Source organism: Nodosilinea nodulosa PCC 7104 (assembly GCF_000309385.1).
GTDB classification, from domain to species: Bacteria; Cyanobacteriota; Cyanobacteriia; order Phormidesmidales; family Phormidesmidaceae; genus Nodosilinea; species Nodosilinea nodulosa.
The window spans coordinates 5,965,577-5,978,306 of sequence record NZ_JH976537.1; the positions used below are offsets into that span (position 1 = coordinate 5,965,577).

Genomic DNA, 12,730 nt, shown 5'->3' on the forward strand with positions numbered 1-12,730 from the left:
TGCGAACGTTAGACTAACTTCCTTCTAGGATTCACAATCTTAGAATATAGTAATCGCAAGCTTAAATAGTGTTAAGTTAATCAAAGATTTGCTAAAGATGACATCCCAGCGAGAAGCAATTATTTTCATTCACGGTTTCTATCTAGGCAAAGATAGAAGCTACTTTGTTGATTGCCTGACAACTGGTTTTACAGAGCTATTAGAGGCAAACAAAGTTGAGGAGATTGGAGAAGAAAAAATTGCAGGACACATAGGAAAAAAATTTAAGGTATTTCTAGGCAAGAATGAAGCAAAAGAGGTAGATCTTTATGATGCTTACTGGAATGACTTAATCGGCAATGAGTTAAGTAGTAAAAGTTTAAAAGAACAGGTATCTCGGGGCATTTATATGCTCTTTTACTGGCTTTCCATAAAAAACTTTATTTCCTTAAGAAATTCTCCACCTTTACTTATAGGTCTAGGCATATCTTTTCTGTTATGGATTTTTTGGTTTTATGGAATTATTGCACTTATATTTGTAGCTATAGGTCAAGAACCAAGCTTATTGGGCTTTACTATTCCTAATGATTGGTCAAGCTGGATTGGTTCTTTTGGAAAAAGCATGACTAATTGGTCAGTTTGGCTTGTTGCCAGCGGAGTAGTGAGTTTTGTGCCAATTAACATGATTGCTAATATGGCAGATTTTGCCACACGATATTTGGAGGAGAATCCGGAAGGAAAGATTACAAGATCAAAGATCCGAAAACAAGTTGCAGATATATTAAGTCATGTATTAGAGGCAGGTGTTTATGACAAAATAACCGTCCTAGCTTCTTGCTTCGGGGCTGTGATTGCAACTGATGTGCTTGCTGATTATCATCAAGATCATCAAATTCGGTACATTACTTTAGGTACATCTCTCAAGCTCTTCTCCTCGAAATCGGCAGAAATTGAAAAAGAGATTAGAAGGTGTATAAATAATGTTCACATAAACGAGTGGATTGACTTCTATTCACATCAAGATTGGCTATGCTCAAAAGCACCTGTACCTAAAGGTTGTAATCCCGAAAGAATTTTTCATCGAGAAAACAAGCTCCCTTCTTCTCTAATAAAGCAGCTTAGTGGAAAGTATCATGATCACTATCTTATTAATGAAGAGGTTTTAAAGGCAGCTTTGAATTTATAGAGTCAAGATAAATTACTGTATATCTTCTGATTTTACATGTATCTTGGCTCCAATTGGTCTAACTATTCAAATGCAGTGGGCAGAGCGATCGCAGATCTCCTGTAGGTTGGGTTGACGAAGGAAACCCAACAAGCTCGAAAGGACTTTGCTCTCAAACCATTCTGTCTTGAGGGATGATATGTTCATCAGTTCCTGAATTATTTTGGTTGAATGGTTGCGTCGTTTTTTTAAGTGTTGGGTTTCGCAAACTACTAATTAAAGAAGAAATGACTCAAGTTAATCTTGATAATGTTTTAAACATTGCTTGTCTCGGTATCCGTCGAGCCATCATATTCATGGGCTTAGGTTTAAATGCAGCTACCGATCCAAACTTCAAAGACTATAGCTTAATTCCTCATACTGGAATCTCGCTTGTACCTAATGCAGCATCAGACGAAGTAATTGAAGAATACAAACGTGAGTTTTCTTCTTGGATAGTTGCTGGAGGTTTACGTGAAATCATTGAGTCATTTTCAGTTTTTCTCGATGAGGTCTATACATTTTGTTTGCAAACATCTATTTCCAACGATACCCTGACATTGGAGGATGCTCAGAATAAGAACAAGTGCTTCAAGCAAGTTTTTCTGAATAAAAAGCTCAAGCTTCTTTCAAAGGATTATCCTATCGATTCTGAAATCAATCAGCTTCTTCTAGACTTAGGGCGGGTTCGGAATTGTCTAACGCATCGAAGGGGAATCGTTTCCAATGAGGATTGTAACACTGAGCATGGATTACAAGTGTCCTGGAAAGCGTTAGAAATAGTAGCTAAGCAACAGACCGGAGCTGAAACTCCTATTCCATTCCCAATTAAAGAACCAGTTTTTCTAGCACAGGGTGGAACCTTGAATGCTCAATGGTATATTAAGTCAGCTGTTTTCCCAGTAGGAACTTCAATTCGCTTAAAGCCTAGAGACTTATCAGAAATTGCCTTTTTGGTCAATGAGGAAGCCAAAAAAATCATATCTTCTGTGATTTTAATAGCTCGTTCTGCAGGAGCTGACATAACAGAACACTAATTTATTTAAAGCTAACACCTTAGTGTAGCGGATTGTCCAAAACTACTTGGATGAGAGCGATCGCAGATCTCCTGTAGGTTGGGTTGACGAAGGAAACCCAACAAGCTCGAAAGGGCCTTACTCTCAAACTATCGTGACTTGAGGGATAATATCTTCATCAGTTCCTAAATTATTCTGGCTGAATGGTTGCGCCGTTTTTTCAAGTGTTGGGTTTCGCAAACTCAACCCAACCTACAAACTCACGAAAAGTAATCTTCCACCTAAAGCTGCTGACGATGCTCTTCATATTGCAGTCGCTACAGTTTTCGGCTTGGACTACTTGCTAACATGGAACTGTAAACATATCGCAAACGCTCAAATCCAGAAAAAGTTGGCTCAGATTAGTTTTAATGCTGGGTATGAGCTGCCAACAATTTGTACACCCTACGAATTAATGGGAGATTAGAAATGTGGAAAGATGAGGTTTTAGAGGAAATCTATAGAATTCGAGAGGAGCACGCGAAAACATTCAATTATGATTTGAAGGCTATTTGCAATGATTTGCGGAAACGACAAGCAGCAGGTGGTAGAAAAATAATTTCTCAACCTCTCCGCCAGCCTCGCTAACCCCATAACAAGTCGCTGCACTCGACCGTCTGAAAGCTATCTGCTGAGAGTCATAAGTTTTGGCGACGGGTGAGCCTGGTTGTTAAACCCCGATCGCGCCCAGCATTTGCAACGTCGCCCGCGTTGCTGGGGTCAACCCTGTAGCCCCGCTCAAATTCATACCCTCATAGAGCCGCTTCGCAATCAGCACCCGCAAACAATCCCCCGTCGCCGCATCCCAAATTCGCACCGTCTGGTCTTGAGACCCAGTGGCAATGGCACCCCCATCCGCACTAAACGCCAGCGACGACACCAGGTGCTGGTGCCCCTCGCAAATCTGCAAACAGTCCCCCGTCGCCACATCCCAAATTCGCATCGTGTGGTCGTGGGCAGCACTGGCCAGGCGCCTGCCGTCTGGGCTAAACGCCACCGCAAACACCCAGTTGCGGTGGCCCCTGAGCACCTGAATGCAATCCTCCGTTGCCACCGACCACAGGCGAATCGATCGATCGGTGCTGCCGCTCGCCAGATTGCGCCCGCAGGGGCTAAACGCCACCGACCACACCCGGCTATCGTGGCCCGTCAGGGTTTTGAGCAGCTGGCCCGTAGCCGTTTCCCACAGTCGAATGGTCTGGTCGGCTCCGCAACTGGCCAGGTATTGCCCATCGGGATTAAACGCCACGCCGAGCACCTTGGCGCTGTGCTGGTTCAGGGTGTGCAGGCAGCGGCCCGTGGCGCAATCCCACAGTTTGACCGTACAGTCGGCGCTGCCCGTAGCCAAAATGGGGGCGCTAGGGTGAAACGCGATCGCATTGATCCAATCCCCATGCCCCTGCAACACCTGAATGCAGCGCCCCGTTTCCACCTCCCACAGCCGCGCCGTGCAGTCGGTGCTGCCGCTGGCCAAAATTTGGCTGTCGGCGCTAAACGCCACACCATAGACAAAATCGCCGTGGCCACGCAGGGTTCTCAGCGGTTCTCCGGTCTGCCAATCCCAAAGCACCACGGTTTTGTCGTTGCTGCCGCTGGCTAAATAGCGATCGTCTGGGCTAAAGGCTACCGGCAGCGCCCAGTCGGTGTGGCCTTCCCAGGTGTGCAGGCAGTGGCCGGTGGCAATATCCCACAGCTTCACCGTCTGGTCGAGGCTGACCCCCACCAATCGCTCGCCGTTGGGGTGTACCGCCACCGCGCACACCTCGTTCTGGTGGCCGTAGAGGGTTTGCAGGCAGGTGTCGGTGTGCCAGTCCCAGAGCTTAATGGTGCGATCGCCGCTGCTGCTGATCAGCCAGTCGCCCGTGGGGTTAAAGGCAACGCTGTAGACGCTGCCGCTGTGGCCGCTGTAGGTGGCGAGGCAGTCCCAGCTGCGGCAGTCCCAGAGTTTGAGGGTGCCGTCGCCGCTGCCGCTGGCCAGCAGTTGCCCGTCGGGGCTAAAGGCGAGGGAGTGCACCCAGCCGCTGTGGCCCGTCAGGGTGCGCAGGCATTCTCCAGTCGCTGTGTCCCAGAGGTGAATCTGGTGGTCGGCCCCGCCGCTGGCCAGCAGCAGGGTATCGGGGTGGGCCAGGGGGGCAAAGGCCAGCGATCGCACCCAGTCGGTGTGCCCCGCTAGGGTTTGCAGACAGGCTCCGGTGCCCACATCCCAGAGCTTGACGGTGTTGTCGCCCCCGGCGCTGGCCAGAGTTTGGCCGTCGGGGCTGAAGGCGATCGCAAACACCTCGTGGCCGTGGCCCGTCAGCGTTTTCACCGCCACGCCATCGGCAGAATTCCACAGGCGAATGCTCTGGTCGGCCCCGCAGCTGGCGATTAGCTGGCCAGTGGGGCTGTAGGCCACCGCCCGCACCCAGTTGTTGTGCCCCCGGCAAATCAGCAGCAGCTGCCCGGTTTGGGCCTCCCATACGCGCACCTGGCAGTCGGTGTCGCCCGTGACCAGGCGCTGCCCCGAGGGGCAGAAGGTGGCCGCCAGCACATTGCCCAGCGATTCGGTAAACACACAGCCGCTCAGGTCGGCCCCGGCAAAGTTGACCCCGTGCAGCTTCACGTCTTGCAGGTAGGCCTGCCACACCGTCAGCCCCGAGAAGTCGTAGCCGGTGATATCGACGGGCAGCTGCTGCAATAGATTCAGGCTGTTGCCCCCGGCGTAGCCCATCGACTGGGGCGTGCCGTCGCGCAGCTTGCTCAGGAGTTGCTGAAGGGCGGCAGCAATCTGGTGAGCGCTGCCGAGGCGGTTGGTCAACTGGTCGGCAATGGGCTTGAGAATCAGGTTGATCTGGGTTTCGCGCAGGTAGTCTTTGGCCTGGGCCTTGGTCAGGGCATGGCTGATGAAGAGTTTAGGGGTCTGCCCCACAATCTCATCGCTGATGCGATCGATCAGCTGGCAGATCACGTACTCCATCACCACCGGCTGCTGGGTGAGGCCGTTGCCCTGGCGCTCCACTAGCGATCGCCGCTGCAAGGAGTTCAGCGATTCCCACAGGTCGCGGGGGGGCACGCGGGTCAGCAGGTCGGCCTGAATATCGGCAATGGTGGAGGGTTCGCGGTTGATCGCCAGCCAGTACATGGCGGCCTTTTCTAGCTCGGTAAGCCGCTCAAAATGCTGCTCCAGCAGGTCGCGAATGTCGTCGAACAAAAAGCCGCCCTGCTGCGACACCGCCAAAAACTGGGCAATATCGCCATCAAAAAAATCGCGAATCGACGACGCCACAATCTTCAGCGCCAGCGGGTTGCCGCCGTAGCGATCGGCCAGCCTCTGCCACTGCTCCTCCGTCGCCTGAAAGCCCCCCTTGGTGTTAAACAGAGCCCGACTGTCGGGCCGCTCCAGGCCAACCAGCTGAAGCGATCGCACCGGCAGCGCCTCCCCCTCAAACGCCGCCAGCCCCTTGGGTTTCTCCCGCGAGGTCACGATCACACAGCTCTGGTGAGCCGTTTCAGCCACACAGCGCAGCACCTCGCCATAGCCCTCAAACCCAGCCCGGTAGCGCCCGGTGCGATCGCCGCTCTGCAAAATCGACTCGGCATTATCCAACAGCACCAGACAGCGCCCCTGCCGCAGGTAGTGCAGCAACCGCCCCAGCCGCCCCTCCAGCGTTGTAGGCAAATCTCGCTCCTGCTGCCGGGAAAGCACCTGAATTAGATCGGCCAGCAGGTCTTCGGGCGGTGGGGCGTTGCGGAGCGATCGCCAGAGGATGTGGGTGAGGGGTGGATGGGTCGATGGGTGGATGGGTAGATGGGTAGATGGGTCGGGGTCGGGGCAAACATCATCCACGCTCCCACGCTCCCACGCTCCCACGCTCCCACGTCCCAGTTCCTTCGCCAACCGCACCGACAACGCCGTCTTACCAATGCCGCCCATGCCCAGCAGCGTCACTAACCGACAGCGGTCTTCAACCACCCAGCGCCGTAGGGTGTCTAGCTCACTCTGCCGCCCGTAAAAGATCGCATCGTCGGGAGCGCTGCCCCAGTCAACCAAGACTGAAAACAACTTAGGCGATGCAGTCGAGTTGATCTCCGCCGATCCGTTCTGGATAGGGCTGGGTTCTTCTGGCTCAGCCTCAGCTACAGCCTGCCAGTCCAGCCCCAGCACTTCGCAATAGGCCCGAAAGGCGTCGGCATTGATCGCCACTTTGCCCGCCAAAAACCGCTTCCAGGTGCCCTCAGAAATACCCGCCGCCAGCACCCCCGCCGTCTCCCAATCGGTGCCGAGGACCTGGCTGGCCGCCTGCATCCAGCGAAAATCGCTCGTGGCCCAGCCCCGCCGCAGTCTGGCCTGCCTAATTTGAACCCGCCCTGGGGAAGACGCCTTGAGGGTAATCACAGCCTTTTTAGATCAAGTGCTCTACGCCTAGCTAACGCACAATATAAAATGCAGCCACAACACTAGCGACCAACGCTAACCGATGTAAATAGGCCTAACAGAAATCCCCGGTCGGGCGGCCTACTTGGCGTGGCTGAAGGCCACCGCCGCCGCAATAATTAAGCTGAGTAATGCCAGGGGCACCCAGAGGTCATTTGCCATCATCATGGGGCTACACCAAGATCGCAGGGGTGAACTGCCATGACTGTATCCGACCGGGTGATCTTTTTACAGGAGCGCACGCCCCTGACCCTGCTGCCTGCGACCACCCTGGCCCCCCTGGCCCGCCGCTTAGACACCATTTCCCTGGCGGCGGGTGAGACGGTGATCGAAGCGGGGCAAGACCCAGACGGGCTCTACATTGTTTGGCAGGGCAGGCTCGAGACCGTGGCCGAGCTGGGCGGCGTCAGCTTTTTGCCCGGCGCAGTATTTAACCTGGAGGCGCTGCTGCTGGAGCAGCCCGTGGAGCAAACCGTTCGCACGATCACCGATAGCACCCTGTGGTTTATCGATCGCGCCCAGTTCCAGGCGCTAGTCGAGCAGTACCCCGGTATTTTGCAAACCTTCACCAGGCAGCTGGTGGATGCGGTCAAGCGGCTGTCGTTTCAGTTCGACCTGGAGCAGGAGCGCCAGGGGGTGCTGCGCCCCTACCAGGTGGCCAAAGCGCGGCGGGGGGTAATTGGCCGCAGCCGCTACGCCGATCGCCTCCGGGCCGAAATTCGCGAGGCCGCCAGCCACCGCAAGTCGGTCCTCATTTTTGGCGAGCCGGGGCTGGAGAAAGACAACCTCGCCGCCCTGATTCACTTTGGCTCGACCCAGCGGCGGCTGCCGATTATCAAGGTAGACTGCGGCCAGCTCCAGGCCAGCGGAGCCGATCTGTTTGGGCGATCGGGCGGGCGGCTGGGTCTGTTAGCCGCGCTGGGGCCAGGAACCCTGGTGCTCAACAACCCCAACGAACTCGACGCCGACCTGGTCAAACCCGTGGCCCAGCTGCTCAAAACCGGGCAGTATCGGCCCGTGGGCCGCAACGGCGAAACCGCCCCCCTGGTAAATGCCGAAGCCCGGATTATTCTGCTCTCAGAACAGGGGCTGCCTGCGCTGAGCGAGGCGATCGCAGAAACCATCAAGGTGCCGCCGCTGCGGGTGCGCAAGGCCGATATCGAAGACTGGGTCAACTACTACCTATCGCTGATCTGCCGCCGCCGGGGCACCGGGCGCATAACGGTGACGCCCGAGGCGATTCGCCGCTTGCAGTCCTACGATTTCCCCAACAACCTGCGCGAGCTAGAGAACCTGGTGGAGCGGGCCGCCGCCCAGATGGCCGGGGGCGGGCTGATTACCGAAGAAATTATCTGGCCTGCCCAGAGCAAAAAGAAACAGCTGCGGCTGAACTTGCTCAACCGCTACCCCGACCTGCGGCGGTTTTTGCGCAGCCCCTGGTGGCCCGATCGCATCAACTACGGCATCACCCTCACCCTGTTTGCGGTGGTCATTGCGGTGCTGTGGTTTGGCCCTCAGCGGCGCGAAGAGAACGTGGCGCTGACGGTGTTTTGGGCCTGGTGGTGGCCCCTGGTGCTGCTGAGCTTTCCCTTTGTGGGGCGGCTGTGGTGCGCCGTGTGTCCGTTTATGATCTACGGCGAAGTCACCCAGTGGATGTCTCAAAAGCTGTTTCCCGGTCGCCTCAAACGCTGGCCCCGGCAGTCGGCGGAGCGCTGGGGGGCCTGGTTTTTGTTTGCCCTGTTTGCCCTGATTTTGATCTGGGAAGAGGTGTGGCACCTGGAAGATGCCGCCTACCTCTCCGCCTGCCTGCTGCTGCTGATTACCGCCGGGGCGATGATCTTTTCGGCCCTGTTTGAGCGCCGGTTTTGGTGCCGCTACCTGTGCCCCATCGGCGGCATGAACGGCATGTTTGCCAAGCTCTCCATGACCGAGCTGCGGGCGCAGCAGGGCACCTGTTCCGCCGAATGCACCACCTACCAGTGCTACAAGGGCGGCCCCGCCAAGGGAGAAGGCCAGGAGACCAACGGCTGTCCGCTGTACTCCCACCCGGCCCAGCTGGAAGACAACCGCGACTGCGTGCTGTGCATGACCTGCCTCAAGGCCTGCCCCCACCGCTCGGTGGAGCTGAACCTGCGCCCCCCCGGCATTGAGCTGTGGACCACCCACAAGCCCCGCGCCGCCGAGGTGGCGCTAATGTTTTTGCTGCTGGGGGCGGTGTACCTGCACCGTCTGCCCGAGATCCAGGCTCAGCTGGGCCTTCAGCTGCCGCTGGATACGGCGCTGGGGCACAGCCTGGTGGCGCTGGGGGTGCTGGCGCTGCCCGCCCTGCTGCCCCTAGGTGTCGAGGGCATTCAATGGATCTGGCGGAAAAGCCGGGGACTGCCCCGGCGCCCGGTGGTGCGACTGGCCTACGGCTATTTGCCCCTGGTGTGGGCGGCCAATTTGGCCCACTATCTGCGCCTGGGTCTGGGGGAGGGTGGGCGTATTTTGCCCGTGTCTTTAGCCACCTTTGGCGGCTCAGGGGTAAATCTGCCGGTTTGGGTTGCCCACCCCGCAGTGGTAGCCTTCTTGCAGGGTGCAACGCTGCTGTTGGGCGTGGCGCTGTCGCTATGGCTGACGGCTAAGATTGGTCGCCAGTCTGGCCCGCAGCGGCGGGTTCAGCACGTCTGCACTGGACTGCTGGGGTTGAGCCTGTGGTGGCTGATCCCAGGGTTTTGATCAGATTAAATCAGGGTTATGGCCCCTATCGATTTGCCCCCCGTCGCCGTGTAAAGTTTTAGCCTGGGTTTGGCCCCAGGTAATGCCCCCAACAGTCGCCCCCAGGTACAGCCTGGTAGGGTACCTTTTACTCCAAGAGAGCGCACCTACGACTAACCGTTTACCCTCCAGTTTCGTCACTCTGCTTTGAGTTCCTACCTATCGGTTTTGCCCATGTTCCAGGAAAGTTCGCTGGACTTCAAACTGGTTCAACGCGTCTGCTTGCTCCAGCAGGCCCTCGATCAAGCCAAAGAATCTATCGAAGAGATGCAGGAGCAGATGGCCAACCACCAGATGCTCCAGGCCCACCTCGCCCAAACCGAGGAATATTCCAACGTTCAGCAAAAGATTATTGTCAACCTCAAGCAGCAGCTAGAGGCCAAAGACCATTGGCAGTCCGACGTGCTCGAACAGCTGCTGGTCGGCGTTAAGGCCCTGGTGGCCGACCAGCAGCTTGAGCTAGAACGGCTGCGGGTGCGCATTCACCAGGGCCAGGCGGAGGTGCAGGACTACCTGGTGCGGCTAAAGAACTATTACCAGGGTTTGGCCCTGGGCCGCGCCCCGGCCCAGGATCTCGACTTGAACTCGGAGGTGATGATTGCGCGATCGCTGACCGTCAGCCTGAGCAGCCAGCTCCAGGCGGCCCAGCAGCACATTCAGCACCTCGACAACACCCTCACCCGCCACCAGGTCACCATGGCCCGCATGCAGGCCTACATCCACGGCGCGGGCGTGGGCGGGCCGGTCGAGTCTGCGGCCCCCCTTGCCCTGGCCCCGGCGGCCCAGATCCAGGCCCAGAGCCTAGAGGATGACCCGGTGGCGCTCAAGGCTATCATTGAGGCCCAGCGGCAAAAAATCTCCGAACTCAGCGCCGAACTGGGCTACCAGTTTCACCACCAAACTAACCTCAAGTACCGCTGCCAGGAGATCGCCGCCGAGCGCGATGGCCTCAGGCAGCGGGCGGTGGCCCTGAGCCTGGAAAATGAGGCCCTGCAGGAGCAAATCTGGCACCAGGACGACGACAGCGTGGGGTAGGGTAAGTCAGTGGCCTTCATTTAACCAATTGGCACGCCAGCCCCAATCGGGTCTGCCCCAGACTCACGGACACGAAGTCAGGGGGCTGTTCCGCGCTGGCCATACCCCGCCCATTGCCTACCGTTGCCCCGTGAGTAAAACCAACGCCGCCCGCATTCTCGATCGCCTCCATCTGCCCTACGAGCTGCTGGAGTACGCGGTTGACCCCGACGATCTGGCCGCCGAAAGCACCGCCGAAAAGCTGGGCCTGCCGCCGGAGCAGGTGTTTAAAACGCTGGTGGCCAAGGGCGATCGCAGCGGCGTCTGTCTGGCCGTCATTCCCGGTAGCGCCCAGCTCGATCTAAAGGCGCTGGCGGTGCTGGCGGGCGATCGCAAGACCGAGACGGTTCCTCTCAAAGACGTGCAGCCCCTGACCGGCTATATTCGCGGCGGCGTCACCGCCCTGGGCACCAAAAAAGCCTATCCGGTCTACGTGGACAGCTCGATACTCACTTTCGAGACGGTGGCGGTGTCGGCGGGCAGGCGGGGCCTGATGCTGTGGCTCGCGCCCCAGGCCTACCTGACGGCAACCCAGGGACGGCTGGGGGCGCTGACCAAAGCCTAATGCGCCGCAAATAGCCGGGCCGAGGGCGCACGAGAGCGCAAGTCACGGCTGCACGACAACGGGCGTCCCCAAACTGGCCCAGTTGAACAACCACCGGGCGTGGTCAACGGCCACATTCACGCAGCCGTGGCTCACGGGCGTGCCGAAATTGTGGTGCCAATAGGCCCCGTGAATGGCGTACCCCCGGTAAAAGTACATCGTCCAGGGCACATCGGGCACGTCATAACCGGCGCCCCGCATGCGGGCCGTCCGATACCGCGACTGAATCTCAAACACCCCGGTCACCGTTGGCGTTGAGGGCTTACCCGTCGAGACAATCACCGCATAGACTGGGGTGTTGCCCTCCCAGGCAATCAGCCGCTGGCTCGACAGGTCTATCTGCAACCAGCGATCGCCTGACTGTTGCAGCCGCGCAACCTGTGCGGCTATTTCCCCGCTAGTGAGGGCCATGGCAGGCCCCACCGCCGGAGAGCAAAATAGCCCCGCACCGCTCACCATTAAACTCAAAAAAGCACCTGCTCCCCAGCGTCTGAGCCAGTGCCGTTGAGGGCCTAACATTGCCTTACCTCAACCGTTTAGTGATTAATTACTTCAGCCCCTCCAGTCTAAAATCCTGACGACGGTAATGATTCTTTAGGCCTGCGCCGCATCTGCTTCCAGGTCTTGTAGATGCCGCCCATGCCTGGGCTAGGTTGAGCGAGCGGGCCGCCGACCTAGATTTTTGCGGCCAAAAACTCCACCAGCCGGGTTACTTTCGCCGACAGGTGGCGATTCACCGGGTACAGGGCGTAGATATTGATGGCCGGCGGCGGGTAGTCGGCCAGAATGGGGTGCAGGCGCCCCTCTTTTAGATCTGCTTCCACAATGAAGTCGGGCAGCATGACGATGCCCAGATCTGCGATCGCCGCCGCCCGCAGCACCTCACCATTGTTGCAGCACAGCGGTCCGTGGATGGCGACCGTATGGGCCTCATCGCCGACCAGCGTCCAGCTCGTATCCTGCGATCGGTGGCCATAGTGCAGACAGGCGTGGTGCTTTAGGTCGTCGGGGTGGACGGGCGTGCCGCGCCGCTGCAGGTAGGCGGGAGACGCGCACAGCACCAGTGGGCAGGGGGCCAGGGTGTGGGCAATCAGCCCCGAGCCGGGCGGTTTGTCGGCAATTCGCACGGTGATGTCAAAGCCCTCTTCAATCGGGTCAATGCGGCGATCGTTCAGCACCAGCTCCACCTGCACCTCGGGGTACTGGGCCATAAACTCCACCACCAGCGGAGCCAGGTGCAGCGTGCCAAAGGTCATCGGCGCATTGATGCGCAGGCTGCCGCGCGGCTCTTGCTGGAGCCGCGTCAGAGACAACTCAGCCTCTTCCAGGTCGGCGAGGATGGTGAGGCAGCGATCGTAGTAGGCCCGCCCGGCGTCCGTGGGCGAGACTTTGCGGGTGGTGCGGTGCAGCAGCTGGGTTTGCAGGTGCTCCTCCAGGTTCATCACCAGCTTGTTCACCGCCGATCGCGACAGATCCATCCGGCGGGCGGCGGCGGCAAAGCCCCCGGCTTCGACAACCTGGGTGAAGGCGCGCATGCTTTCGAGTTTGTCCATAGGGCGGGGCGGGGATGGGGGGTGGTTTCTGGGTGGAGTGGGGCGTGGGGGCGTGGGGGCGTGGGGGATGGGGGGGGAGCGTAGGAGCGT

General features: G+C 57.7%; 8 protein-coding genes and 1 pseudogene. 6 read left to right on the top strand and 3 right to left on the bottom strand.

The window, feature by feature from the left end:
* Nucleotides 1–97: 97 nt before the first annotated feature.
* The 3 genes and pseudogenes from LEPTO7104_RS38745 to LEPTO7104_RS43820 form a co-directional block, all read left to right on the top strand.
* On the top strand, nt 98–1,165 hold the full coding sequence (locus LEPTO7104_RS38745; protein ID WP_017301847.1) for a hypothetical protein: 1,068 nt from the start codon (nt 98–100) through the stop codon (nt 1,163–1,165).
* A gap of 266 nt (nt 1,166–1,431) precedes the next feature.
* Nucleotides 1,432–2,220 (top strand): hypothetical protein, encoded by a 789-nt coding sequence (locus LEPTO7104_RS40525; protein WP_155523816.1) that lies wholly within the window; start codon nt 1,432–1,434, stop codon nt 2,218–2,220.
* Between the two features lie 238 nt (nt 2,221–2,458).
* Nucleotides 2,459–2,665: pseudogene (locus tag LEPTO7104_RS43820) on the top strand (PIN domain-containing protein); the annotation flags it as partial.
* 243 nt (nt 2,666–2,908) lie between these two features.
* On the opposite strand, the gene LEPTO7104_RS0127705 reads toward LEPTO7104_RS43820, so the two are convergent.
* A complete protein-coding gene (locus LEPTO7104_RS0127705) occupies nt 2,909–6,613 on the bottom strand; it encodes an NACHT and WD40 repeat domain-containing protein (protein WP_017301848.1) in 3,705 nt (1,234 codons plus the stop codon).
* Nucleotides 6,614–6,853: 240 nt separating this feature from the next.
* Between LEPTO7104_RS0127705 and LEPTO7104_RS0127715 the strand changes: the two genes are divergently transcribed.
* The 3 genes from LEPTO7104_RS0127715 to ybaK all read left to right on the top strand — a co-directional run bounded on the left by LEPTO7104_RS0127715 (nt 6,854) and on the right by ybaK (nt 11,048).
* Nucleotides 6,854–9,370, top strand: a complete 2,517-nt coding sequence (locus LEPTO7104_RS0127715; RefSeq protein WP_017301849.1) for a cyclic nucleotide-binding domain-containing protein — start codon at nt 6,854–6,856, stop codon at nt 9,368–9,370.
* A 213-nt stretch (nt 9,371–9,583) separates the two neighbouring features.
* Complete coding sequence (locus LEPTO7104_RS0127720; RefSeq protein WP_017301850.1) at nt 9,584–10,444, top strand: hypothetical protein; 861 nt, start codon at nt 9,584–9,586, stop codon at nt 10,442–10,444.
* Nucleotides 10,445–10,574: 130 nt separating this feature from the next.
* Nucleotides 10,575–11,048, top strand: coding sequence for a Cys-tRNA(Pro) deacylase (gene ybaK / locus LEPTO7104_RS0127725; protein WP_017301851.1), 474 nt, complete (start codon nt 10,575–10,577; stop codon nt 11,046–11,048).
* A gap of 42 nt (nt 11,049–11,090) precedes the next feature.
* Here ybaK and LEPTO7104_RS0127730 read toward each other — a convergent pair whose 3' ends face one another.
* Together LEPTO7104_RS0127730 and LEPTO7104_RS0127735 are read right to left on the bottom strand one after the other, a co-directional pair.
* Nucleotides 11,091–11,498: a L,D-transpeptidase gene (locus LEPTO7104_RS0127730; protein WP_225887111.1), complete on the bottom strand. Its 408-nt coding sequence runs from the start codon at nt 11,496–11,498 to the stop codon at nt 11,091–11,093.
* 263 nt (nt 11,499–11,761) lie between these two features.
* Nucleotides 11,762–12,640: a LysR family transcriptional regulator gene (locus LEPTO7104_RS0127735; RefSeq protein WP_017301853.1), complete on the bottom strand. Its 879-nt coding sequence runs from the start codon at nt 12,638–12,640 to the stop codon at nt 11,762–11,764.
* Nucleotides 12,641–12,730: the final 90 nt, after the last annotated feature.

Bases quoted from the DNA above. Each gene is read 5' to 3' on its own strand.
- LEPTO7104_RS38745 (WP_017301847.1), top strand. From the start codon at position 98: ATGACATCCCAGCGAGAAGCAATTATTTTCATTCACGGTTTCTATCTA.
- LEPTO7104_RS40525 (WP_155523816.1), top strand. From the start codon at position 1,432: ATGACTCAAGTTAATCTTGATAATGTTTTAAACATTGCTTGTCTCGGT.
- LEPTO7104_RS0127715 (WP_017301849.1), top strand. From the start codon at position 6,854: ATGACTGTATCCGACCGGGTGATCTTTTTACAGGAGCGCACGCCCCTG.
- LEPTO7104_RS0127720 (WP_017301850.1), top strand. From the start codon at position 9,584: ATGTTCCAGGAAAGTTCGCTGGACTTCAAACTGGTTCAACGCGTCTGC.
- LEPTO7104_RS0127730 (WP_225887111.1), bottom strand. From the start codon at position 11,498: ATGGCCCTCACTAGCGGGGAAATAGCCGCACAGGTTGCGCGGCTGCAA.
- LEPTO7104_RS0127735 (WP_017301853.1), bottom strand. From the start codon at position 12,640: ATGGACAAACTCGAAAGCATGCGCGCCTTCACCCAGGTTGTCGAAGCC.